A 23,704-nucleotide genomic window follows, 5' to 3' on the forward strand; every position below is an offset into this window, starting at 1 on the left:
GCACCGAGATGACTTCATTGCGTGACTATGGGAGCACTGTATCCACGGCTCGATGACCGGAGAACAGCGTTTCTGTAGCCGGGAAGGAACTCTCCTCGCACAACTCACGCCAAAACGGGGCAGGGTGTGCACACCAATTCTCCACTACCGGAATCCCTTGACAGTTGAATTGGTCTGGACCAACTTATTGTCATGTCCATAAACAGCCGACGTCCGCGGTCCTCCGGGCCGACACGCCTCTGGGCGGGAGCGCTCACCGCGGCCCTCGCCCTCGCCTTCCTCCCCACGGGTCATGCCTCCGCGGCGGACCTCAACAACGCCAGGAACGCCGGCTTCGAGTCGGGCCTGAGCAACTGGACCTGTTCCGCGAACAGCGGGACGACCGTCTCCTCCCCGGCGCACGGCGGCACCGCCGCACTCAGGGCGACACCGGCCGGGCAGGACAACGCCCGGTGCGCCCAGACGGTGGCCGTCCGCCCGAACTCGACGTACACGCTGAGCGCCTGGGTGCGGGGCGGCTACACGTACCTGGGTGTGACGGGCACGGGCACCACCGACGTCTCCACCTGGACGCCGGACTCGGCTGCCTGGAAGCAACTGTCGACCACCTTCACCACCGGCGCCGCCACGACCTCCGTCACGGTGTACACGCACGGCTGGTACGGGCAGGCGGCCTACCACGCGGACGACGTGTCGGTGTACGGCCCCGACGGCGGCGGGGGCACCGACCCCTCCCCCACGGTCCCCGGGGCGCCGAGCGGGCTCACCGTCTCGGGCACGACCTCCTCGTCCGTCTCCCTGGCCTGGAACACCGTCTCGGGAGCGACCGGCTACCACGTCTATCGCGACGGCACGAAGGTGACCGCGGTGACCGGCACCTCGGCGACCGTCACCGGGCTCGCGGCCTCGACGTCGTACTCCTTCCAGGTCACGGCGACCAACGCGGCAGGTGAGTCACCGAAGTCGGCGGCGGTGACGGGCACGACGAACAAGCCGACCGGCCCCGGCCCCGCCCTGCCGAAGCACGCGGTCACCGGCTACTGGCAGAACTTCGACAACGGCGCGACGGTCCAGAAGCTCTCCGACGTCCAGTCCGCGTACGACATCATCGCCGTCGCCTTCGCGGACGCGACCTCGACGCCGGGCGCGGTGACCTTCAACCTGGACTCGGCCGGGCTGGGCGGCTACACCGTCGACCAGTTCAAGGCCGACATCAGGGCCAAGCAGGCCGCCGGGAAGAAGGTCGTCATCTCGGTCGGCGGCGAGCGCGGCACGGTGGCGGTGAACGACGCGGCGTCGGCGGCGAACTTCGCGGACTCGGTGTACTCGCTCATGCAGACGTACGGCTTCGACGGCGTCGACATCGACCTGGAGAACGGCCTCGACGCGACCTACATGACGCAGGCGCTGCGCTCCCTGTCGGCGAAGGCGGGCTCGTCGCTGATCATCACGATGGCGCCGCAGACCATCGACATGCAGTCGACGTCGAACTCCTACTTCCGGACCGCGCTGAACATCAAGGACATCCTCACGGTCGTCAACATGCAGTACTACAACAGCGGTTCGATGCTGGGCTGCGACGGCAAGGTCTACAGCCAGGGCTCGGTGGACTTCCTGACCGCCCTGGCCTGCATCCAGTTGGAGGGCGGCCTCGCCCCGTCCCAGGTGGGGCTGGGGCTGCCGGCCTCGACGCGGGGCGCGGGCAGCGGGTACGTGGCGCCGGCCGTGGTGAACGCCGCCCTGGACTGCCTGACCAAGGGGACGGGGTGCGGCTCCTTCAAGCCGTCGCGGACCTATCCCGACCTGCGCGGCGCGATGACCTGGTCGACGAACTGGGACGCGACCGCGGGCAACGCGTGGTCGAACGCGGTGGGGCCGCACGTGCACGCGCTGCCGTAGGACCCGTCGACGCCGCCGACGGTCCTACGCCCGCCCCTCACCCCGTCGGCCGGTAGTGGCCGAGCACCCAGGCCAGCTGCGCGAACCACTCCTGCAGCCGCGGCCTGGGCTTGGCCACGACCACGCACTCGTAGAACCGGCCGTCCATGTGGACCACGGCGACCATCAGCGCCTTGCCGTCGGGGCTCGCCTTGTAGTGGACGCCGCGGATCTCGGGCCAGCGGAACTCGATCGAGAGGCCGGACATCTCGAAGGCGACACCGGAGGCGTCGACGACGACCGCGTTGTGTTTGTCCAGGGCCAGGAACTCCGGGCCCGCCGGCGCCGGCTGGGGCGGGACCGGGGCGTACGAGGGCTGCGCGGGCGTGTGCTGCGGCGCGTGCTGGGGCGGCGCGTGCGGGGGCGGCGCGTGCGGGGGCGCGTACTGCGGTGGGGGCGGGCCGAAGCCCGGGCCCGGTGGGGGGCCGAAGCCCGGGCCAGGAGACAGTGGCTGCTCGGTCATCCGTCGGATCCTCGGTCCTCGCGCTCGCTGTGGGTTTTCCGGTGCTGCGGTGAAACATTCTCCCTGCCCCACCGCATCAGTGAGGTGAGGACCTCACCCACAGCCCGCACAGCAGGGAGAACGCATGAGACAGGCCCACGCGGACGAGTACGCGGAGTTCGCGGTGGCCAGGGCCGGGCATCTGTACCGGTCCGCCTGTCTGCTGACCGCCGGGGACACCCACCTCGCCGAGGATCTCGTCCAGGAGACCCTCGGCCGGATCTACCTCCGCTGGGGGCGGGTGTCCCGGGTCGGGAACCCCGCCGGGTACGCGCAGACGGTCCTCACCCGCGCCTTCCTCGCCCACCAGCGGCGGCGCAGCAGCACCGAGCGGGCCACGGACGCGATTCCCGACCGGGCGGCGCACGACAGCGGGCACGGTGACCTGTCGCTGCGGCTGACCCTGCTCCAGGCGCTCGCCCGGCTGCCGGTCAAGGACCGGGCCGTGATCGTCCTGCGGTACTGGGAGGACCGGTCCGTCGAGGAGACCGCCGACGCGATGAACGTGAGCTCGGCGGCGGTGCGCACACGGTGCACGCGTGCGCTCGGCCGGCTGCGGGAGCTGCTCGGTGAGGACATCGGCGAGTACGCGAAGCCCTGACTCTCGTCCCCCCTTCTTGAGAAACGGTGGTGTGTCATGCCCGTTGAGCACGACGACATGCAATTCGAGGGGCGCCTCAGTGACGCCCTGCACGACATCGGCGGCGGCTTCGACGCCGACCGGACCGCGCTCGTCGCCGCCGGCCAGGCACGCGGGCGGCGGCTGCGGCTCAGGCGGCGGGCCGCCGTGGTGGGGGGCGCCGCCGGGATCGCGCTGGTCGGGTTGGGCGGGGCACTGCTGGTGCCCCGGGGCGACACGCCCGCCCCGCCGCCGTCCGGCTCCGGCGTCGCCGTGCGGCCGCCCGCCACGACGCCCTCCGCGCCTCCCGTGACGGGGCCCGAGCTCATCAGGACGCTCCAGGAGCTGCTCCCCGAGGGCGAGGTCAGCGGGCAGGAGGCACGGGGCGCCGATGACGACTCCATGCCGCTGCCCTCCGTCCACCTCGTGTACGACGACGGCAAGGGCCCCGGGGCCATCGGCGTCAGCCTCGACTGGGTCGAACCCGGCGGCGACCAGGCCCGTCAGACGACCGACTGCCCGGACAAGGCGCTGGTCCCGCACGACACCTGCGTGACCAGCCGGCTGCCCGACGGCTCACTGCTCAAGCTGTTCCAGGGCTACGAGTATCCGGACCGGCGCGTCGACACCAAGCTGTGGTCCGCCGACCTGGTCACCCCGGCCGGACACCACGTGTCCGTCATGGAATGGAACGCCGCCGCCCAGAAGGACGCGCCCATCAGCAGGCCGGAACCGCCCCTCTCCACGGCCCAGTTGAAGGAACTGGTGACGGCGCGGGTGTGGCGCGGGTACGTCGACTCCATCCCCGAGGATCCCCGGAATCCGACGGCGACGGCGACGGCGGAGGCGCCCGGTACCCCTGCCGCGCCGAGCGTCGAGGCGGTCCTGGGCACCCTCGTGCCGCTCCTCCCCAAGGGCGTCGAGGTCGCCGAGAAGGGCAACGACTACACCTACCTGGTCCTCGACGACGGCAAGGGCAGGAGCTACATGCAGATCGACGTCCAGCACGGCATGGGGGACGTCGCCGCAGAGATCTTCGGCGCCGACGCCGAGACACTGCCCGACGGCACCCTGGTCACCTCCCGGGAGAGCGGCGGCGACAAGGGCGTCGCGGGGGCCGTGATGTGGACCGTCGACACCCTGCGCACCGACGGCTTCCGTGTCGTCGTCAGCGCCTTCAACGCCGGCACCCAGCACCAGGCCCCGACCCGCGCGACGCCCGCCCTGACCATGAAGCAGCTCCGGGAGATCGCCCTCAGCCCGAAGTGGGACCAGTACCGCTAGAAGAACTCCGACCAGGGCTGGTCCCAGATCTGCTTCACGCACAGCGCCAGGAACAGCAGGCCCGCGACCGCCAGCATCACGTTGCTGATGGGTCCGTTGCGCCATTCCCGGGGGGTGCGTGAGGAGTTGAGGAGCCAGATCAGGGTGCCGGCCAGGAACGGCAGGAACGCCGCGCCCAGGACGCCGTAGATGATGATCAGGCGGAAGGGCTCGCCCTGGAAGAGCAGGACGATGGGCGGGAAGGTCAGCCACAGCAGGTAGGCGCGGAAGGGCCAGGAGCGCTCCCGCTCGCCCGAGGCGACCTCCTCGCCCTTCAGCTCGCCGCGCTTGCGGTAACGCGCCACGAAGTCCGCGAACATCAGGCTCACGCCGTGCCAGACGCCGATCAGGGAGGTGAAGGAGGTGGCGAAGAAGCCGATCAGGAAGAACTTCGCCGTCGCCGTGCCGTACTCGTCCGCCAGGATGTCGCCCAGCTGGATCAGGCCCTTGTCGCCCTTGGCGATGGCGATGTTCGCGGAGTGCAGCAGCTCGGCTCCGACGAACAGCATGGCGATGACGAAGACACCGGTGGTGGCGTACGCGACCCGGTTGTCCAGGCGCATCACCTTCATCCAGCCGGTGTTCGTCCAGCCCTTGGCGTTGACCCAGTAGCCGTACGCGGCCAGCGTGATGGTGCCGCCGACGCCGCCGATCAGGCCGAGGGTGTTGAGGATCGAGTCCTTCTCGTCGGGCAGGACCGGCAGGAGACCCGCGAACGCGTCCGCGAGGTTCGGGGTGACGCGGATCGCCAGGTACACCGTCACCACGAACATGACGCCGACCAGGAGCGTCATGACCTTCTCGAAGACGGCGTACTTGTTGAACCACACGAAGACCAGGCCGACCAGACCGCAGGCCACGCCCCACCATTCGAGGTCCATGACGTTCGGGAACAGCGCCTGGAGCGGCAGCGCGCTCGACGACATCGCCGCCGCGCCGTAGACGAAGCCCCAGATCACGGCGTAGACCACGAAGAAGTACGTGGTCCAGCGGCCGATGCTCGCCCAGCCGTCGAAGAGGGTGCGGCCGGTGGACAGGTGCCAGCGGCCCGCCGCCTCGGCGAGGGAGATCTTGACCAGGCAGCCGATGATCGCCGCCCAGAGCAGGGTGTAGCCGAAGTTGCTGCCCGCGATGAGGGTCGCGACGAGGTCGCCGGCGCCGACGCCGGTCGCGGCCACGACGATGCCGGGGCCGATGTAGCGCCAACTGGACTTGCGAGGCGGGGCGTCCGACTCCCCCGCCTGTGGTGCCGCTGTGTTTCCCGTGGTGTCCGCCATGTGGGTCAAGAAAGCCCAAACGCGCCGGTGGGACAAGAGGGCGTGCGCGATCTCCACCCAATGTGCTCACGGGGGTCTGGCACCGGGGATGCGCTCCGCCGGCGAGCGGGCCCCGGCGACTGGGCGTGCCGCCGGGGCCCGGGCTGTGGTTCCGGGGCGCGGAGGTGGCGCCCGGAACTCGCGGGCGCTACGACCGTCGCCGACCGCAGTCGTCGGACCCGCACGTGCCGAGCTCGAACCACACGGTCTTGCCCGACGCGTCCTGGTGGCAGCCCCAACGCCGGGCGAGCGCATCCACCAGGAACATCCCTCGGCCGCTCTCCGAGGCGCCCGCGTCCAGCACGGTCGGAACGCGCCGGCCGGCATCCCTGACCTCGCAGCGCAGGAGCCCGTGCGCGGCGGAGAGAGTGAGCCGGAAGCGGCTCGCGGAGTGCAGCAGGGCGTTGGTGGCCAGCTCGCTGACCAGCAGCTCGGCCACGTCCGCCAGGTCGCCCAGGTCCGCGAGCCCCCATCCCTCAAGCTGCCGGCGGACCTCCGCGCGGGCCTCGCGGACCGCGGAGGGACGGGGGTCGTACTCGACGCTCAGGTGGCCGGCCCCCATGGGCGGCTGGGGATACGAGCCGTACTGGGGACCGGGATCCGGGAAGCGCGCCCCGTAGAGGTGCAGCATGGGTCCAGGGTGGCGTGCGCGGGGGTGCGGCGCATGGGGAGGAATACCTGATTCCATACCTGCGCCGGCCCTGCGCTACCCGTACTGCAGCCGTACGCTCGCGCGCTCCCCCTCGTCACGGACGTCGACGTACGCGCACACCTGCCGGGCGAACCACAGTCCCTGCCCGGGTTCGAGTTCCGCGCTCGGCGGCGGTACGAACCCGGCGAGCGGGTCGTCGACGCGGCGCAGGGTGCGCAGTTCGCACACGCACGCCGGGGCGTCGCCCCACAGCAGGGCGCCGTCGAGCGGGCCGAGGGCGGCGGCCGCCTCGGTGACGGCCGTGGCGAACAACTCCGCGTCCGAGCCGGGCAGTCCATGAGCGGTCGCCCAGGTGCGTACGGCGTCGGCGGCGGGGGCCGGGCCGGGGAGACGGTCGGCGTCGGCGGGCGGCGGTGGCAGCGGTACGGCGTCGAGCTCGGCGGCGAGGCGGATCGGGTCCTCGTACACGCCGGTGTCGGGATGGGCGCGGCGGGCGGCGGCGACGATCGCGGGGCCCGCGACGCGGGAGTCGTACGCGCACAGGGCCGTCGTCGCGAGCGGGGCGAAGAGGAGGTTGGCGAGCGCCTCGTAGCGGATCCACTCGGCGGTCTCCCGCGGCGAGCGTCCCGCGCGGCCGCCCCAGACGGGCTCCATGAGCAGATGGATACGGCCGCCGGGGCCGGCGTGCGCGGCGAGGTGCCCGGCGCCCTGGGCGATCGCGTTGGCGGCGGAGCCGGTGTACCACTCGGTGTGCGGGACGAGCCCGACACCCTTCACGTCCCCACCGAGCGCGTCCCGCAGGAGGTCCAGGTTCCCGGGCGCGGCGATGACCAAGGGCGGGGGTTCGTCGGGAGCGTCGAGCGCCTCGGCGAGGAAGGGCAGGGCCCCGGCAAGGAACTCACTCTCGCTGGCGAAGACGGCCATGCGGTGGTCGAAGGGGGTGTGGGGTGGGGCGGAGGGGGTGGTCATGGGTTCGGGGTCTCCTCGGGGGTGGGGCGGGCGGGTCGGTACCGGTCGATGGTTCGGGTCTGGGTCAGCGGCTCGGGGGCGGTCGGGTGAGGGGTTCATGGGTCGGGGGTGGCTGTGTCGTGGGGCGGGTTGGTGGACGGGGGTCTCAGCGTTGGGCTGCCATCCAGGCCGCGATCTGGCTGCGGTTGCTGAAGCCGAGCTTGCCGAGGATGCGTTCGACATGGCCCTCGGCGGTGCGGCGGGCGATGATCAGGCGGTCGGCGATCTGTTGGTTGGCGAGGCCCTGGGCGACGAGTTCGGCGACCTCGGTCTCGCGGCGGGTGAGGTGGACGCCGGTCGGAGGGCGGGGGGACGTCGGGCGGGCGGGGCGTCCGTCGTCGGCCGCGTAGTCGACGGTCTCCGCGAGGGCGAGTCCGGCGCCGCGTTCGTACGCCCGCTGGAACTCGGGGCTGCCGAGGGCCCCGCGGGCGCGTGCCTCGCAGTCCTCGCGGGCCGAGTTGAGGGTGGCCGACCCCCAGCGGTCGCGGTCGATGCCGGCCCAGGTGCGGTCGGCGGCGCCGAGCAGGACGGCCGCGCGTTCGTGGGCGCCGGTCTCCGTGGCGACGCGGGCCAGGAGGTCGAGGGTGAGGGCGATGCCGATGACGTCGTGGACGGCGAGTTTGAGACGCAGGGCCCGGCGGGCGTGGTGTTCGGCCCGGCGCCAGTCGCGCCGCACGGTGTGGGCGAGGGCGAGTATCCGCAGGACGTACGAGCGCACCCACTCCTCGCCGTGCCGTTCGCACATCCGCAGCGCACGCTCGCAGACCTCCACCGCGCGGTCGGCCTCGCCCAGGAACCCCAGGGCGCAGGCGAGTTCGACCTGGTCGAGGCCGTGCAGGCTGAGGTGCTGGCCGGGGACGGGGCCGCGGGCGACGCTGGATTCGAAGTGGGCGAGCGCGGTCGGCAGGTCGTCCATGAACAGGGTGATGACACCGATGACGTACTCGGCGTGCGCCGCCTCGGCCGCGTCGTCGAGGACACGGGCCAGGGCGTGGGCCTCCCGGGCGAGGGCGAGGCCGGCGGTGAGGTCGTGGGTGGCGGCGGCGAGGAGCCCGGCGATCCACAGGCCGCGGGCCCGTTCCGGGGTCGGCTCCGGGTTCGCGGCCAGGGCGCGGTCGAGCCAGTGGCGGCCCTCCCGGGGGGCGCCGCAGGCATGCCAGTAGAACCACAGGGTGCCGGCGAGACGCAGTCCGGGCAGGCGTTCGCCCGGGGTGGTGAGGCTGAAGTCGAGGGCGGCGCGGAGATTGTCCTGGTCGGCGCGCAGCCGGGCGACGATCTCGCGCTGGCCCGGGCCGAACCAGGCGTTCTCGCAGGTGGCGGCGCGGCGCAGCATCCAGTCGCGTTGGCGGCGGCGGGCGGCGGGTTCCTCGCCGGGCAGTCGGCGCAGGCGGTCCAGGCCGTAGTGGCGGAGGGTGTCCAGGAGGCGGTAGCGGATGCCGTCGGGGCCGGACTCCCGTGCCAGTACGGACTTGTCGACCAAGCCGGTGACGGCGTCGAGGACGTCATCACTCCGCAGTGGCGCCACGTCTCCCGGGGCAGCCCGCTCCTTCGGGGGAGCCCCCTGCGCGCACACCGCCTCCGCCGTCTCCAGATCGAAGCTCCCCGCCAGCACCGACAGCCGAGCCCACACCAGCTGCTCGCGCTCGGTGCACAGTTCGTGGCTCCAGTCGACCGCGGCCCGCAGGGTCTGGTGGCGGGGCAGGGCGGCGGGGCTGCCGCCGGTGAGGAGGCGGTAGCGGTCGTCCAGGCGGTCGAGGAGCTGGTCGACGTCGAGGACGCGCATGCGGACGGCGGCGAGCTCGATGGCGAGGGGGAGGCCGTCCAGGCGGTGGCAGAGCCGGGCGACGGCCGCGCGGTTGGCGGCGGTCAGGCGGAAGCCGGGGACCACGGCCGCGGCCCGGTCGGCGAAGAGGGCGAGGGCGGGGTAGCCCTCGGGAGCGGAGAGGTCGCCGTCGGGGTCGGGAACCGGCAGGGGCCGTACTTCGAGGAGGTGTTCCTCGGTGAGGCCCAGGCGGTGGCGGCTGGTGGCGAGGATCCGTACGCCCGTCGTGCCGTGCAGCAGGGCCGCGGCGAGTTCGGCGCAGGCCGGCAGCAGGTGTTCGCAGTTGTCGATCAGCAGGAGCAGCCGGCGGTCCCGTACCCACTCCACCAGTGCCTGCAGCGGCGGTCGCGCGGAGTGGTCGTGCAGGTCGAGCGCGTCGGCGGCGGCGAGCGGGACGAGCGCCGGGTCGTCCAGGCCGGAGAGGTGCACGAAACGCACGCCGTCCGGGAAGGTACGCCGTACGCCGGCCGCGATGCGTGCGGCGAGGCGGGTCTTGCCGACGCCGCCGGGACCGGTGAGGGTGACCAGCCGGGTCCTGGCCAACAGCTCGCGCCCGGTGGCGAGTTCGCCGCGCCGGTCGACGAAGCTGGTCGTCTCGACCGGCAGCTGATGGCCCGGTCGTGGCGCTGATCCGCCCATGATCAGCCGTTCCTGTGCGGGTGGTGTTCGACCTCTGAGGTGGTGTCGACCGCTGAGTGCCGTCGGCCTCGGGGTGCCGTCGGCCTCGGGGTGCCGTCGGCCTCGGGGTGCCGTCGACCTCGGGGTGCTGCCGATACGGAGCGGGGAGCCGGGGGAGCCGGAGGGTGCGCCGTTCCCCGCCACGTCCGCCGCTCCCGCCGCTCCCACTGCTCCCCTTGCGCGGACCCTCACCCTCCCCCGACCCCGCGCGGACCCGCATGTCCGGGTCACACCCCCGGGTGGACTTCACCCGGGACCGCTCGACGGTCGGTGCGCGCGCGTACACTGCGCGGCTGAATTTCGAATGGTTCACGCCATCAATCACCGCGTCACCCTTGACCTGTCCATGCCACCGACCCACGATGAGCGCCGCACCCGCATCACGCAGTACGTCGCACTGAACCCCACCCCCCACTCCCACAAGGAGAATTCATGCGACTCCGCACACGCGGCTCAGGCGGCCGCGGCGGCAGACGTACCGCCGCGCTCGCCGCGCTGCTCGCCCTCGCGCTCGCGGCGCCCCTGTCCACGAACGTGTCCGCGAACGCCGACAGCGCCACCAAGGCGGCCTCCCCGACCGACGACGCCCGGCAGTACGAGGTGCACATGCACTCGACCGCCGAGGACCGCACCGCACTTCAGCGGACGGGTGTGACCGTGGACGAGGTCCACGGCCACGGCGTCGTCGTCTCCGGCCGCGCGGACCAGATCAAGAAGCTGCGCGACCTCGGCTACGACGTCACCCCGCTCGGCGCGGTCCCCGACCGCTCCTCCGGCAAGGACGACGTCCGGCTCCACGACTTCCCGTCCGGCGACTCGCGTTACCACAACTACGCGGAGATGACGAGCGAGATCAACTCGGTCGTCTCGGCCAACTCGTCCATCGCGAGTCAGCGCGTGATCGGGCGGTCGTACCAGGGCCGGAACATCGTCGCCATCAAGATCAGCGACAACGTGGCGACGGACGAGTCCGAGCCCGAGGTCCTCTTCACCCACCACCAGCACGCCCGTGAGCACCTCACCGTCGAGATGGCGCTCTATCTGCTGCGCGAGCTGACCTCCGACTACGGCAGCGACTCGCGGGTCACCAGCATGGTGAACAACCGCGAGATCTGGATCGTGCCCGACATGAACCCGGACGGCGGCGAGTACGACATCGCCACCGGCTCCTACCGGTCGTGGCGCAAGAACCGGCAGCCCAACTCCGGTTCGTCGTACGTCGGGACCGACCTCAACCGGAACTGGAACTACCGGTGGGGCTGCTGCGGCGGTTCGTCGGGGTCGCCGTCCTCGGACACGTACCGGGGTCCGTCCGCCGAGTCCGCGCCCGAGGTGAAGGTGGTCGCGAACTTCGTGCGCAGCCGGGTCGTGGGCGGCGTGCAGCAGATCAAGGCCGGGATCGACTTCCACACGTACAGCGAGCTGGTGTTGTGGCCGTTCGGGTACACGTACTCCGACACCACGACCGGCATGACCGCCGACGACCGCAACGCCTTCGCGACCGTCGGCCAGAAGATGGCCGCGAGCAACGGCTACACGGCGGAGCAGTCCAGCGACCTGTACATCACCGACGGCTCGATCGACGACTGGCTGTGGGGCAGCCAGAAGATCTTCGGGTACACCTTCGAGATGTACCCGAGGTCCAGTTCGGGCGGGGGCTTCTACCCGCCCGACGAGGTGATCGAGCGGGAGACGTCCCGGAACCGGGACGCGGTGCTGCAGTTGCTGGAGAACGCGGACTGTATGTACCGGTCGATCGGCAAGGAAAGCCAGTACTGCGGCTAGCTACTCGGCGTCGGCTTCCTCGGCGTCCGCTTCCTTGACGTCCGCGTCGTCGGCACCGTCCTCGAAGTAGGCGTCGAGGACCGCGTCCAGTTGCTCGTCCCACTCCTTGAAGCGGCTCCTGGCCGTCGCCTCGATCTCGATCGGGTACCAGCGGCGGTCAGGAGTGTGCACGGTGACGGTGAAACGCTTCCCGAAGCGCGGGAACTCGATCTCGACCGCGCCGATCTCGTCCCAACGGAACTCGCACTCCTGGTCGTCGAGTGCGAGCCGGACGCCCCGGTGGTCGGCGACGACACGGGCCCTCCGGTCGGCGGCCTCGAAGACGGGCCCGTCGACGGGCGCCTCTTCCTCGGCCTCTTCCTCGGCCTCTTCCTCCACCTCGTCGACGGCTTCGGGATCCGTCTCCTCGGAGTCGGCGTCCTCGGTCACGTCCTCGTCCTTCACGTCCTCCGGCTCGGCGGACGCGGGCGGGGTGAGCCCGGGAATGAAGGCCGGATCGAACCCGGCACCTTCCAGGGGCTGGCTGCCTGAACCTATGCGCTGCTCCACAGCGGAGCAGTATGGTCGACGACCCTGTGTCCCGCGCAACCAGCCCCCGCATCGTTACACGAACAAACCCCCGTACCGGTTACGCGTGCGGGAGTTGGAGGGGTCAGCCCAGGACGGCCAGCGCGTCGATCTCGATGAGCAGGCCCGCCGGCAGGCCGACGTACACGGTCGTGCGGGCGGCGGGCGGCTGGGTCAGCCCCTGCTCCTCGAAGTAGCTGTTGTAGATCTCGTTCATCTCGGCGAAGTGGGCGACGTCCGTCAGATAGACGCGGATCATCAGCACGTCGTCCCAGGAGGCGCCGCCCTCCTCCAGGATCGCCTTGACGTTGGCGAGGGTCTGGAGCGTCTGCTCGCGCAGGGTGGGCCCGGCGGGCGTCGGGGGCCGGCCCTCGACCGCGGGGAGGAAGCCGACCTGCCCGGCGACCTGGAGGATGTTCCCCTTCCTCACGCCGTGCGAGAACTTGGCAGGCGGAGTGGTGTGGGTCTTCGGGGTGAGCGCGATCTTCTCGGTCATACGGTGTCCTTCGTCGCGGTTGTGCCGGAGTACTCGCCGCTGATGTCGTCCGCCGTGCGGCGCACCAGCGGGAGCAGGGTGAGGAGTTCGTCGGCGGTGACGACGACGTTCGGCGCGGAGACCGACAGGGCGGCGACGACCCGGCCGTCCGCACCGCGGATCGGCGCGGCGACGCAGTTGACGGACTCCTCGTGGCCGCCGAGGTCGGTGGCCCAGCCCTGTTCGCGCACCTTGTCCAACTCCCGCAGGAACGCGGGTGCGTCGGGAGTGGAGCGGGCTGTGTACGTCGGGTAGTCGAGCTTGTCGGCGAGGGCCCGGCGTTCGTGCTCGGGCAGATCGGCGAGGAGCAGCTTGGCGACGGCGGCGACGGTGATGGCGACGGGCTTGCCGATCCGCGAGTACATCCGCACCGGGTACCGGCTCTCGACCTTGTCGATGTACAGCACCTCGTCCTCCTCGTGGACGGCGAGGTGCACGGTGTGCCCGCACTGTTCGTTGAGGCGTACGAGGTGGGGGTGGGCGATCTCGCGGATGTCGAGGTTCTCCATGGCCTCCTGGGCGAGGGCGATGAGGCGGGCGCCGAGGCGGTAGCGCTGGTCGGACTGGCGGTAGACCATGCCGTGCTCGTGCAGCGTGCGCAGCAGGCGCAGGGCGGTGGACTTGTGCACGCCCAGCCGGTCGGCGACCTGGCCCAGGTCGGCGGGGCCCTCGGCGAGCAGCGGCAGGATGCTGAGCGCGCGGTCGACGGTCTGGCTCATGGCGTAGGCACCTCCTCCTCGGCCCGTTCTGCGGCTTGCGTCCAGCCGGGGCCGAGTCGAAGTCTCTCCCACCCGGCGTCGTCGAGGGTGGCGGAGAGGAAGCCCGCCGCGAAGGCGTCGCCCGCGCCCACTGCCGCCGCGACGTCGACGTGGGGGGCGGGGACCGATGCCGACGGGGTGCCACCCCGCTGTGGGACGGGAACCGCCCTGGGCGTGCCCTCAGGTACGTGTGCGAAGAATGTCGCGCCCCTCGCCCCCTGCTTCACCACCAGCATGCGCGGCTCCGGCAACAGCGCGCGGATCGCCTCCGACCCCCCGGCGACGCCCCAGGCCGCCTCGGCCTCGTCGGCGCCCACGAACACCAGATCGCAGGCGCGAGCCAACTCCAGCAGCACGCCGGGCCCGTCGGTGTCCCGCCACAGTCCCGGCCGGTGGTTGACGTCGAAGGAGACGAGGGGACGACCGGGCCGCCGTACGACCAGCTCCCGCATCAACCCCAGGCACCCACCGGACAGCGCCGCCGTGATCCCCGACAGATGCGGCACCCGCCCGGCCCGCACCGTCTCCAGGTCCACGTTCTCCACGGACATCGCCGACGCCGCGGAGCCCGCCCGGTAGTACGCCACCTCGTGCGCGTCGGTGGCCCGGTCGCGGGCGGTGCGGAAGTAGATGCCGGTCGGGCGGTCGGGGTCCACGCGCACGGCGTCGGTGTCGACCCCGTACGAGGCGATCAGGAACGTGACCATGGACTCGCCGAGCGCGAAGACGTCCACGACGTCGGGGGCGTCGCGGGGTCCGGTGTCAGTCACGATCGTCGTAGCTCCTCGGCGGTTTCGCGGGACCCGGTTCGTTGACCCGTGTCGGCCGAGATGTTAGACAGCCGTGAGCGATATACGCAATGGATGTTGCAGATACTGCAACAGCACAGATCAGGGAGGTTCCATGAGCTCCGAGGCGCTCGCCCGCCTGGCCGAGGAACGCGTCGACCACCGCTTCAAGGGCCTCCCCCCGGACGCCGACGGCCTGACCGTCGCCGAGCTGGCCGCCCAGCGCCGCAACCTCTTCACCGGCGGTTTCGCCACCCCCGTCCTCGCGCTCTCCGCCGAGCGCCTGGAGCACAACCTCGACCTCATGGAGACCTACGCCGCCCGCCACGGCCTCGCCTTCGCCCCGCACGGCAAGACCTCCATGGCCCCCCAGCTGTTCCAGCGGCAGATCGAGCACGGGGCCTGGGGCATCACCCTCGCGGTGCCGCACCAGGTGCGGGTGGCGCGGGCGTACGGCATCGAGCGGGTCTTCCTCGCCAACGAGCTGGTGGATCCCGCGGCCCTGCGCTGGATCGCCGGCGAGCTGACGGCCGACCCCGCCTTCCGCCTCGTCTGCTACGTCGACTCCGTGCGCGGCGTGGAGCAGATGGACGCGGCGCTGCGGAACGCCGGGGCCCCGCGCCCGCTGGACGTCGTGGTCGAGTCGGCGGCCGGCGAGGGCGCCCGCACCGGGGTCCGTACGGAGGCGGAGTGCGCGGCGGTCGCGGACGCGGTGGCGGCCGTGCCGACGCTGCGGCTGGTCGGCGTCGCGGGGTACGAGGGCGAGGTGCCGCAGGCGACCCCGGAGCGGGTGCGCGCATGGCTGCGCCGACTGGTCTCGCTGGCCGCCGACTTCGACAAGGCGGGCCGTTTCGAGGGGCTTGAGGAGATCGTGGTCAGCGCGGGCGGCAGCGCGTGGTTCGACGCGGTGGCGGAGGTGTTCGCGGAGATCCCCGAACTCTCCGTCCCCGTACTGAAGTTGCTGCGCTCGGGCGCGTACGTCTCGCACGACGACGGCCACTACCGCAAGCTGACCCCGTTCAACCGGGTCCCGGACGAGGGCGCCCTCGAACCCGCCTTCCGCCTGTGGGCCCAGGTCGTCTCCCGCCCCTCCCCCGACCAGGCCTTCGTCAACGCGGGCAAGCGGGACGCGGCGTACGACCTCGACCTGCCGTTCGCCCAGGTGGTCCGCCGGGAAGGGCTGGAACGCCCGGCGACCGGTATCTCGGTGACCGCCCTGTCCGACCAGCACGCGTGGCTGCGGACGACCGAGGAGGCGGACCTGCAGGTCGGGGACTGGGTCGGCATGGGGCTGTCCCATCCGTGCACGTCGTTCGACAAGTGGCAGTTGATCCCGGTCGCGGAGGCGGACGGGACGGTCGTCGACTACATCCGCACGTTCTTCTAGGAGCACCGGAGAACAAGGGCGGCGTGGAGGGAACGGGAACGTCATGGACGAGCTCGTGATACGGGACGCGGAGGTCGTGGACGGCAGCGGCGGTCCCTCCTACCGTGCCGATGTGGTCGTGGACGGCGGCCGGATCGTGTCGATCGTCCAGGAGGCGGCCGCGGCGGGCTGTCAACGCCCCAGGGCACGCCGGGAGCTGGACGCGGAGGGCCTCGTCCTCTCCCCCGGCTTCATCGACATGCACGCCCACAGCGACCTGGCGCTGCTGCGGGACCCCGACCACAGCGCGAAGGCCGCGCAGGGCGTGACCCTGGAGGTGATCGGCCAGGACGGCCTGTCGTACGCCCCCGTCGACGACCGTACGCTCGCGGAGGTGCGCCGGGCCGTCACCGGCTGGAACGGCTCCGGCGACGACATCGACTTCGACTGGCGCACGGTGGGCGAGTACCTGGACCGCCTCGACGCCGGTTTCGAAGGCCGGGGCATCGCCGTCAACGCGGCCTACCTCGTCCCGCAGGGGACGGTCCGCGCGCTCGCCGTCGACTGGGAGGACCGGGAGGCGACGCCGGCCGAGCTCGACCGGATGCGGCGGTTGGTCGCGGAGGGCATGGAGCAGGGCGCGGTCGGCATGTCGTCCGGGCTGACGTACACGCCCGGCATGTACGCCAAGGACGCCGAGCTGACGCAGCTGTGCCGGGTGGTGGCCTCGTACGGCGGCTACTACTGCCCGCACCACCGCTCGTACGGGGCCGGGGCCCTGGAGGCGTACGCGGAGATGGTGGCCCTGACGAGGGCGGCGGGCTGCTCCCTCCACCTGGCCCACGCCACCATGAACTTCGGCGTGAACAAGGGCCGGGCGCCGGAGCTGCTGGCCCTGCTCGACGAGGCGCTGGCGTCGGGGGCCGACATCACCCTCGACACCTACCCCTACACACCGGGATGCACCACCCTCGTGGCGCTGCTGCCGAGTTGGGCGAACGAGGGCGGCCCCGACGCGGTCCTGGCCCGGCTGTCGGACGACTCGACGGCCGAACGCGTCCGCCACGACATGGAGGTCGTCGGAGCGGACGGCTGCCACGGCATGCCCGTCGAGTGGGACACGATCGAGATCTCAGGGGTGGGCGATCCGGCGCTCGGGGAGTTCGTCGGCCGTACGGTCCAGCAGGCCGCGGACGCCCGCGGCGAGACCCCCTGGACGACCGCCCGGGGTCTGCTCCTCGCCGACGGGCTGGGCTCGACGATCCTCCAGCATGTCGGGCACGAGGAGAACGTCCGGGCGATCATGCGGCACCGCGTCCACACGGGTGGTTCGGACGGCATCCTGCGGGGCGAGAAGCCGCATCCGCGCGCGTACGGCACGTTCCCGCGCTACCTCGGCCGGTACGTACGGGAGTTGGGCGTCCTGTCCCTGGAGGAGTGCGTGGCCCATCTGACCGCGCGCCCGGCGGCGCGGCTGCGGCTGCCGGACCGCGGGCTGGTCCGCGAGGGCTACCGGGCGGACCTGGTGCTGTTCGACCCGGAGACGGTAGCGGCGGGCTCCACGTTCGAGGAGCCGCGCACGCTACCGACGGGCATCCCGCATGTCCTGATCGACGGCCGTTTCGTGATCGAGGACGGCCACCGGACGGACGTGCTGGCGGGACGGGCGGTCCGCAGAACCGCGTAGCCGGTTACGGCTGTGACCGGTTACGGCTTGGGCAGCACGCAGCCGCTCGCGCTCAGGTCGAGCTTGTTGTCGACGCCGAAGCAGGCGGGGATCTGGTACGTCTGCTGGGCGTAGTTGATGCCCTGGCGGACGGTGACGTTGCCGCTCTCGTCCACCTCGCACGGGTTGTTGACCGTGCAGCGCTGGCCGTCCTCGTTGCCCGTGTTGTTGACGGCGACGACCTTGTTGGTGGCCTGGTCGATGACCGGGGAGCCGGAGGTGCCGCCGATGGTGTTGCAGGCGGAGGTGTAGCGGACGGAGTCCTTGAAGGTCCAGTTGCCTTCCTTGAGGCGGTAGGCGAACCCGTCGATGTTGCAGTTGTACAGCCGCTTCCAGTAGCCGGAGGCGACGGTGATGGCGGTGCCGGCGACCGGGTGGGTGTCGGCCATGGTCAGGGCGTTGATGCCGTACGAGCTCTTGATCTGCGCGTATGTGGTGGTGAGCTGATAGATCGCCACGTCCGTGTCGGTCATCGTGCCGTAGGCGATCTTGCTGGCGCGCAGGGTGCCGACCCGGTTGCCGGAGGCGTTGAGCAGACCGAAGGTCCGGCTGGAGGCCCGGTCGACGACGACCTGGCCGGGTCCCGGCATGCCGGTCTCCAGACAGTGGCCGTTGGACATGACCAGCGCCGGGTCGTTGTCCTCGGAGTCCGGGAAGCGGACGACCGAGCCGGAGCAGTTGCTGAGCGAGACGGTTCCCGCGAAGTTGACCGCCCGAACCGAGGGGTTCAGGACCTGGTCGAGGCTCGCCGCGGTGGAGGTGACGGCGTCCGTGACGGTGGACAGCGCCGTGTCCGTGTCCACGCTCTTGCCGAACGACCCGGCAGGCTCCACGGGAGCCGCGACCGCGGGTGCGGCGCCGGCCCCGGCTATCGCCAGGGCGAGGAGGGCGGCGCCGAGAGGTTTTCTCATGTGGGGGTCCCCTCATACGAGGAGGGTGACCGAAGAATCTCCGGTCACCCGCACTTTTGTCATGCGCATTCTCACGCACGAGGGGGATGCGGACAAGGAGTTGATTACCGGCGAGTTCAGGCCGTAGGGCTTTCCCTATCACGGAGGGTGAGAGGCACCGGGGCGTCGGCGCAGGACGTTCACGGGAGAGGGATGGGATCACCACAGGCACTCCCTTCGGGCGGGACAGACGAGACCCAAGGGGCCACTCGGGCGACAACGGCGCAAACCAGTGCGTCTCACGTGGCGGAAAACACGACCCGCCGCGCGTTACGCGGCCGTAAGCTCCTTGACATGCAGGTGATCCAGTCGACCAAGCTCGCCAACGTCTGTTACGAGATCCGGGGCCCGGTGCTCGAGGAGGCGATGCGGCTCGAGTCGGCGGGGCATCGGATCCTCAAGCTGAACACCGGCAATCCGGCCGCGTTCGGCTTCGAGTGTCCGCCCGAGATCCTGGAGGACATCCTCCGGAACGTGTCCACGGCGCATGGGTACGGCGACGCGAAGGGGCTGCTCGCGGCACGCCGGGCCGTCGTCATGCACAACCAGACCCTGGGCATCGAGACCGACGTCGAGCACGTCTTCATCGGCAACGGCGTCTCCGAGCTGATCGTCATGGCGATGCAGGGGCTGCTCGACGACGGGGACGAGGTGCTGGTCCCCACCCCGGACTATCCGCTGTGGACCGCCGCCGTCTCCCTCTCCGGCGGCACCGCCGTGCACTACCGGTGCGACGAGCAGTCCGACTGGATGCCCGACCTCGCCGACATCGAGCGCAAGGTCACCGACCGCACCAAGGCCATCGTCATCATCAACCCCAACAACCCGACGGGGGCCGTGTACGACGAGGCCATGCTGCGGGGGCTGACGGACATCGCCCGGCGGCACAACCTCCTCGTCTGCTCGGACGAGATCTACGACAAGATCCTGTACGACGGCGCCACGCACACCCCCACCGCCGCGATCGCCCCCGATCTGCTCACCCTCACCTTCAACGGCATGTCCAAGGCCTACCGGGTCGCCGGCTACCGGGTGGGCTGGATGTCGATCTCGGGCCCCCGCGCCCACGCCGACTCCTACATCGAGGGCCTCACCATCCTCGCGAACATGCGGCTGTGCGCGAACATGCCCGGTCAGCACGGTGTCGTGGCGGCGCTGAGCGGACGGCAGTCCATCAACGACCTCGTACTGCCCGGCGGGCGGCTGAAGGAGCAGATGGACACCGCGTACGAACTGCTGACGCAGATCCCGGGCGTGAGCTGCGTACGGCCGAAGGGGGCGCTGTATCTCTTCCCGCGCCTCGACCCCAAGGCGTTCAAGATCAAGGACGACCGGCAGCTCGTCCTGGACCTGCTGCGGCGCGAGAAGATCATGGTCGTCCAGGGCACCGGGTTCAACTGGACCGAGCCCGACCACTTCCGCGTGGTGACCCTGCCGACGGTCACGGACCTGCGGGACGCGATGGGACGGATCGGGCGGTTCCTCGACGGGTACAGCCAGCCCTGACCAACCCACCCCGGCGGTCGGCCCGGCACTCACCCTGCGTGTGCGGTCAGTCCTGTCTTGTGAACGGCTCAACTTTAGACGAAATCTAAGCTAGGATGGCTTCCTGTCAGCGCACAGGAGGCCATCCCCATGTACGAACCGATCCGCACCAAGTCGGTCCACAGCACGATGGCCGGCACCACCCCCGACTTCCCCCACCGGTCGCGCGAGGAGGAGCTGGACATCCAGCTCGCGGGCCACCTCGCGGCACTGCTGGCCGTCACGGACGAGCTGCGCGCGGCGGCGCCCTCCGAGGACCTGGACACCGCGGCCGAACGGCTCGCCGCCCAGGTGGCCCGGCTGCGGGGAGGACGTACGCCCGCCCGCGCGGTGGTCTCCGGCGGCCGGCCGAAGCTCTCGGCACTGCATCACCGGGCGCATGCCCTCGCGGGGCGGGCTCTGGTGGTCGCGGCGTCGCGTGCGGACACCGCCGTGGCGATCCTCGCCGCCGAGCGCATGGACGCGCACGCCGCCGCGCAGGCCGAGCCGCAGGAACTGACCGGCGTCGGCTGACAGCGGCCGACTCCCCCTGAACGGCCCCGGTCCGCGTGCACCCGCAGCGACGCGCGGACCGGGCGCCACAGCACCGCGCCGGCTTGAGCCGAGGGCGGGTGCAGGTCGACTGTCTGTGGCTGGTCACGCTCGGCACAGGCGAGGGCCTGTCGCCGCGGCCACCGTCGGGGCGGACGGGGCGCGGCGACAGGCCCACAGCTCCGCACGCCGTTGTACGGAACCTCGCCGGTCTGTGGTGCGGTCACCGCGGCCGGCCGTGACGATGTTGCTGGTCAGGGCACTCTCGGAGCCGGCCGCGGCGTCTTGGGGGGCGGTGCTCAGCCCAGGCGCTGCACCAGTGCGCGGTACTCGTCCCACAGCTCCTTGGGCGTGTGGTCGCCGAAGGTGTTGAGGTGCTCGGGGACGAGCGCGGCCTCCTCGCGCCAGACCTCCTTGTCGACGGTGAGGAGGAAGCCCAACTCGGACTCCGACAGTTCGAGGCCGTCGGTGTCGAGGGCCTCCTTGGTCGGCAGGATGCCGATCGGGGTCTCGACGCCCTCCGCCTTGCCCTCCAGCCGCTCGACGATCCACTTCAGGACGCGGCTGTTCTCGCCGAAGCCGGGCCAGACGAACGTGCCCTCGTCGTTCTTGCGGAACCAGTTGACGTAGTAGATCTTCGGGAGCTTCGCCTGGTCCTTGCCCTTGGCGACGTCGACCCAGTGGCCCATGTAGTCGCCCATGTTGTAGCCGCAGAACGGCAGCATCGCGAACGGGTCGCGGCGCAGCTCGCCGACCTTGCCCTCGGCGGCGGCGGTCTTCTCGCTCGCCACGTTGGCGCCGAGGAACACGCCGTGGTTCCAGTCGAAGGACTCCGTCACCAGCGGTACGGCGGTGGCGCGGCGCCCGCCGAACAGGATCGCCGAGATCGGCACGCCCTTGGGGTCCTCCCACTCGGGCGCGATGATCGGGCACTGCGCGGCGGGGACGGTGAAGCGGGCGTTGGGGTGGGCGGCCGGGGTCTCGCTGTCCGGCGTCCAGTCGTTGCCCTTCCAGTCCGTCAGGTGGGCCGGGGTCTCCTCCGTCATGCCCTCCCACCAGACGTCGTTGTCGTCGGTCAGCGCCACGTTGGTGAAGACCGAGTTGCCCCACAGCGTCTTCATCGCGTTGGCGTTGGTGTGCTCACCGGTGCCGGGCGCGACGCCGAAGAAGCCGGCCTCGGGGTTGATGGCGTACAGGCGGCCGTCCTCGCCGAAGCGCATCCAGGCGATGTCGTCGCCGATCGTCTCCACCGTCCAGCCGGAGATCGTCGGCTCCAGCATGGCGAGGTTGGTCTTGCCGCAGGCGGAGGGGAAGGCCGCGGCGACGTACTTGGACTCACCCTGCGGCGGGGTGAGCTTGAGGATCAGCATGTGCTCGGCGAGCCAGCCCTCGTCGCGGGCCATGACGGAGGCGATGCGCAGGGCGTAGCACTTCTTGCCGAGCAGGGCGTTGCCGCCGTAGCCGGAGCCGTAGGACCAGATCTCGCGGGTCTCCGGGAAGTGGGAGATGTACTTGGTCTGGTTGCAGGGCCAGGGGACGTCCTCCTGGCCCTCCTCCAGTGGGGCGCCGACGGAGTGCACGGCCTTCACGAAGAAGCCGTCCTCGCCGAGCTCGTCGAGGACGGCCTGGCCCATACGGGTCATCGTGCGCATGGAGACCGCGACGTAGGCGGAGTCGGTGATCTCGACGCCGATCGCGGAGAGTTTCGAGCCGAGCGGGCCCATGCAGAACGGGACGACGTACATGGTCCGGCCGCGCATCGAGCCGCGGAAGACGCCCTTCTCGCCGGAGAAGACCTCGCGCATCTCGGCGGGGTCCATCCAGTGGTTCGTCGGGCCGGCGTCCTCCTCCTTCTCGGAGCAGATGAAGGTCCGGTCCTCGACGCGCGCGACGTCGGTCGGGTCGGAGGCCGCGTAGTACGAGTTGGGGCGCTTGATCGGGTCGAGCTTGCGGAAGGTGCCCTTCGCGACGAGCTCCTCGCACAGACGCTCGTACTCGGCCTCGGATCCGTCACACCAGACCACGTTGTCCGGCTGGGTCAGTTCGGCGATCTCGTTCACCCACGAGACGAGTGCCCGGTGGTTTGTGGGAACGACGGGGGGAGCCGCGATGTCGCGCGCCACGGTTGCTCCTAAGTGAGGGATTTTGTCCTGAATATGCCCTTGTATGCCCCGTGGGGGCCGCGACCCGGATGCCGCGCTGACTGGATCTTCCCGCGCTCATCCGGTGCCGACCGCACTCATTTGATCATCCGACGCCTCTGCGCATATGTCCAGAGGGCGTCACAGGTGAGCGGCGTGAGCATCGCCACTCATCCTGATGTTTTCGATGCGTCACCAGGGGTTCACCCGGGGTGTGCCGCTTCCGAGTACCCCGTGAGACGATGGCCACTTCCATGCGTTCATCTGGCCACTCTGATACGTAACTTACTGCTCCGTAGGTACGATGCCTGACATGACTGCGCCCGTCCCCGACGCGCCCTCGGACACGCCGGCCGCCGGCCGCGGTTCCGCCGCGCCCTCCCTGCCTCACCAGATCGCGCACCACGCCCACCACCTCACCGAGGAGATCAAGCCCAAGCTCCGGGGCTGGCTGCATCTGGGCATGTTCCCGGCCGTACTCGTCGCGGGCCTGGTGCTCACCGCACTCGCGGACTCGCCGCGAGGCCGTCTCGCCTGCGGGATCTTCGCTCTCACGGCCTGTCTGCTGTTCGGCGTGAGCGCGCTCTACCACCGGGGCAACTGGAGCCCGCGCATGGACGGCGTCCTGCGCCGCCTGGACCACGCCAACATCTTCCTGATCATCGCGGGCACGTACACGCCGCTGACGATGCTGCTCCTGCCGGGGGCCAAGGGCCAGTGGCTGCTGTGGGGCATCTGGGCCGCGGCCGCCGCGGGGATCGTCTTCCGGGTGTTCTGGGTGGGCGCCCCGCGCTGGCTGTACACCCCCTGCTACATCGCGATGGGCTGGGCGGCCGTCTTCTTCCTGCCGGACTTCATGCGCACCGGCGGCATCGCGGTCCTGGTCCTGGTGATCGTCGGCGGCGTTCTCTACAGCGCGGGCGGCGTCATCTACGGCATCAAGCGTCCGAACCCGTCACCGCGCTGGTTCGGCTTCCATGAGGTCTTCCACTCCTTGACGCTGGCGGCCTTCATCACGCACTACGTCGGGATCTCGCTGGTGGCGTACCAGCACGCGTAGCCGCTCCAGCACACCGAAGGGCCACGGCTTCCGAGCCGTGGCCCTTTCGCGTACGCCGACGTTCCTGCGCCGACTTCCATGCGCCGCCCTCCAT

At 71.0% G+C, this 23,704-nt stretch carries 20 protein-coding genes; 9 read left to right on the top strand and 11 right to left on the bottom strand.

Annotation, left to right across the window (positions count from 1 at the left end; genetic code table 11):
* Positions 1 to 192: 192 nt before the first annotated feature.
* Positions 193 to 1,899, top strand: coding sequence for a glycoside hydrolase family 18 protein (locus ABZ078_RS15395; protein WP_356575387.1), 1,707 nt, complete (start codon positions 193 to 195; stop codon positions 1,897 to 1,899).
* Between the two features lie 37 nt (positions 1,900 to 1,936).
* On the opposite strand, the gene ABZ078_RS15400 is transcribed toward ABZ078_RS15395, so the two are convergent.
* Entirely contained in the window at positions 1,937 to 2,401 is a 465-nt protein-coding gene (locus ABZ078_RS15400; protein WP_356575388.1) for a hypothetical protein, read from the bottom strand.
* Between the two features lie 124 nt (positions 2,402 to 2,525).
* On the opposite strand from ABZ078_RS15400, the gene ABZ078_RS15405 reads away from it, so the two are divergent.
* Together ABZ078_RS15405 and ABZ078_RS15410 are read left to right on the top strand one after the other, a co-directional pair.
* A complete protein-coding gene (locus ABZ078_RS15405; RefSeq protein ID WP_356575390.1) occupies positions 2,526 to 3,041 on the top strand; it encodes a SigE family RNA polymerase sigma factor in 516 nt (171 codons plus the stop codon).
* Positions 3,042 to 3,077: 36 nt separating this feature from the next.
* Entirely contained in the window at positions 3,078 to 4,343 is a 1,266-nt protein-coding gene (locus tag ABZ078_RS15410; RefSeq protein WP_356575392.1) for a hypothetical protein, read from the top strand.
* Here the strand turns inward: ABZ078_RS15410 and ABZ078_RS15415 are convergent.
* From ABZ078_RS15415 to ABZ078_RS15430, 4 genes are all read right to left on the bottom strand, one after another.
* Complete coding sequence (locus tag ABZ078_RS15415) at positions 4,340 to 5,659, bottom strand: Nramp family divalent metal transporter (protein WP_356575394.1); 1,320 nt, start codon at positions 5,657 to 5,659, stop codon at positions 4,340 to 4,342. The genes ABZ078_RS15410 and ABZ078_RS15415 overlap by 4 nt on opposite strands.
* A gap of 187 nt (positions 5,660 to 5,846) precedes the next feature.
* Entirely contained in the window at positions 5,847 to 6,260 is a 414-nt protein-coding gene (locus tag ABZ078_RS15420) for an ATP-binding protein (protein ID WP_356575506.1), read from the bottom strand.
* A 144-nt stretch (positions 6,261 to 6,404) separates the two neighbouring features.
* Positions 6,405 to 7,319 carry an MEDS domain-containing protein gene (locus ABZ078_RS15425; RefSeq protein ID WP_356575395.1) on the bottom strand — a complete coding sequence of 305 codons (915 nt, stop codon included), beginning with the start codon at positions 7,317 to 7,319 and terminating at the stop codon, positions 6,405 to 6,407.
* A 145-nt stretch (positions 7,320 to 7,464) separates the two neighbouring features.
* Positions 7,465 to 9,819 (bottom strand): LuxR C-terminal-related transcriptional regulator, encoded by a 2,355-nt coding sequence (locus ABZ078_RS15430; protein WP_356575397.1) that lies wholly within the window; start codon positions 9,817 to 9,819, stop codon positions 7,465 to 7,467.
* Between the two features lie 471 nt (positions 9,820 to 10,290).
* On the opposite strand from ABZ078_RS15430, the gene ABZ078_RS15435 reads away from it, so the two are divergent.
* Positions 10,291 to 11,643 carry a M14 family metallopeptidase gene (locus tag ABZ078_RS15435; RefSeq protein WP_356575399.1) on the top strand — a complete coding sequence of 451 codons (1,353 nt, stop codon included), beginning with the start codon at positions 10,291 to 10,293 and terminating at the stop codon, positions 11,641 to 11,643.
* Here the strand turns inward: ABZ078_RS15435 and ABZ078_RS15440 are convergent, their stop codons facing one another.
* The 4 genes from ABZ078_RS15440 to ABZ078_RS15455 form a co-directional block, all read right to left on the bottom strand.
* On the bottom strand, positions 11,644 to 12,192 hold the full coding sequence (locus ABZ078_RS15440; protein WP_356575401.1) for a hypothetical protein: 549 nt from the start codon (positions 12,190 to 12,192) through the stop codon (positions 11,644 to 11,646).
* Positions 12,193 to 12,295: 103 nt separating this feature from the next.
* Positions 12,296 to 12,706 carry a RidA family protein gene (locus ABZ078_RS15445; RefSeq protein WP_356575403.1) on the bottom strand — a complete coding sequence of 137 codons (411 nt, stop codon included), beginning with the start codon at positions 12,704 to 12,706 and terminating at the stop codon, positions 12,296 to 12,298.
* Positions 12,703 to 13,464, bottom strand: a complete 762-nt coding sequence (locus ABZ078_RS15450; RefSeq protein WP_356575405.1) for an IclR family transcriptional regulator — start codon at positions 13,462 to 13,464, stop codon at positions 12,703 to 12,705. Before ABZ078_RS15450 ends, ABZ078_RS15445 begins: the two co-directional genes overlap by 4 nt.
* Positions 13,461 to 14,273 carry a PfkB family carbohydrate kinase gene (locus tag ABZ078_RS15455; protein WP_356575407.1) on the bottom strand — a complete coding sequence of 271 codons (813 nt, stop codon included), beginning with the start codon at positions 14,271 to 14,273 and terminating at the stop codon, positions 13,461 to 13,463. The genes ABZ078_RS15450 and ABZ078_RS15455 overlap by 4 nt, the downstream gene beginning before the upstream one ends.
* 133 nt (positions 14,274 to 14,406) lie before the next feature.
* On the opposite strand from ABZ078_RS15455, the gene ABZ078_RS15460 reads away from it, so the two are divergent.
* Complete coding sequence (locus ABZ078_RS15460; protein WP_356575409.1) at positions 14,407 to 15,678, top strand: amino acid deaminase; 1,272 nt, start codon at positions 14,407 to 14,409, stop codon at positions 15,676 to 15,678.
* 43 nt (positions 15,679 to 15,721) lie between these two features.
* A complete protein-coding gene (locus ABZ078_RS15465) occupies positions 15,722 to 17,344 on the top strand; it encodes a D-aminoacylase (protein ID WP_356575411.1) in 1,623 nt (540 codons plus the stop codon).
* Positions 17,345 to 17,364: 20 nt separating this feature from the next.
* Here the strand turns inward: ABZ078_RS15465 and ABZ078_RS15470 are convergent, their stop codons facing one another.
* Positions 17,365 to 18,294: a serine protease gene (locus tag ABZ078_RS15470; RefSeq protein WP_356575413.1), complete on the bottom strand. Its 930-nt coding sequence runs from the start codon at positions 18,292 to 18,294 to the stop codon at positions 17,365 to 17,367.
* Positions 18,295 to 18,627: 333 nt separating this feature from the next.
* Between ABZ078_RS15470 and ABZ078_RS15475 the strand changes: the two genes are divergently transcribed.
* Together ABZ078_RS15475 and ABZ078_RS15480 are read left to right on the top strand one after the other, a co-directional pair.
* Complete coding sequence (locus tag ABZ078_RS15475) at positions 18,628 to 19,839, top strand: pyridoxal phosphate-dependent aminotransferase (RefSeq protein ID WP_356575415.1); 1,212 nt, start codon at positions 18,628 to 18,630, stop codon at positions 19,837 to 19,839.
* A gap of 129 nt (positions 19,840 to 19,968) precedes the next feature.
* Complete coding sequence (locus tag ABZ078_RS15480) at positions 19,969 to 20,391, top strand: hypothetical protein (protein WP_356575417.1); 423 nt, start codon at positions 19,969 to 19,971, stop codon at positions 20,389 to 20,391.
* Between the two features lie 317 nt (positions 20,392 to 20,708).
* Here the strand turns inward: ABZ078_RS15480 and ABZ078_RS15485 are convergent, their stop codons facing one another.
* Complete coding sequence (locus ABZ078_RS15485; RefSeq protein WP_356575419.1) at positions 20,709 to 22,532, bottom strand: phosphoenolpyruvate carboxykinase (GTP); 1,824 nt, start codon at positions 22,530 to 22,532, stop codon at positions 20,709 to 20,711.
* Positions 22,533 to 22,863: 331 nt separating this feature from the next.
* Here ABZ078_RS15485 and ABZ078_RS15490 point away from each other — a divergent pair, with 331 nt between their 5' ends.
* A complete protein-coding gene (locus ABZ078_RS15490; protein WP_356575421.1) occupies positions 22,864 to 23,610 on the top strand; it encodes a hemolysin III family protein in 747 nt (248 codons plus the stop codon).
* Positions 23,611 to 23,704 lie beyond the last annotated feature (94 nt).

The sequence above is a fragment of the Streptomyces sp. NPDC006385 genome, from assembly GCF_040612485.1.
GTDB lineage: Bacteria > Actinomycetota > Actinomycetes > Streptomycetales > Streptomycetaceae > Streptomyces.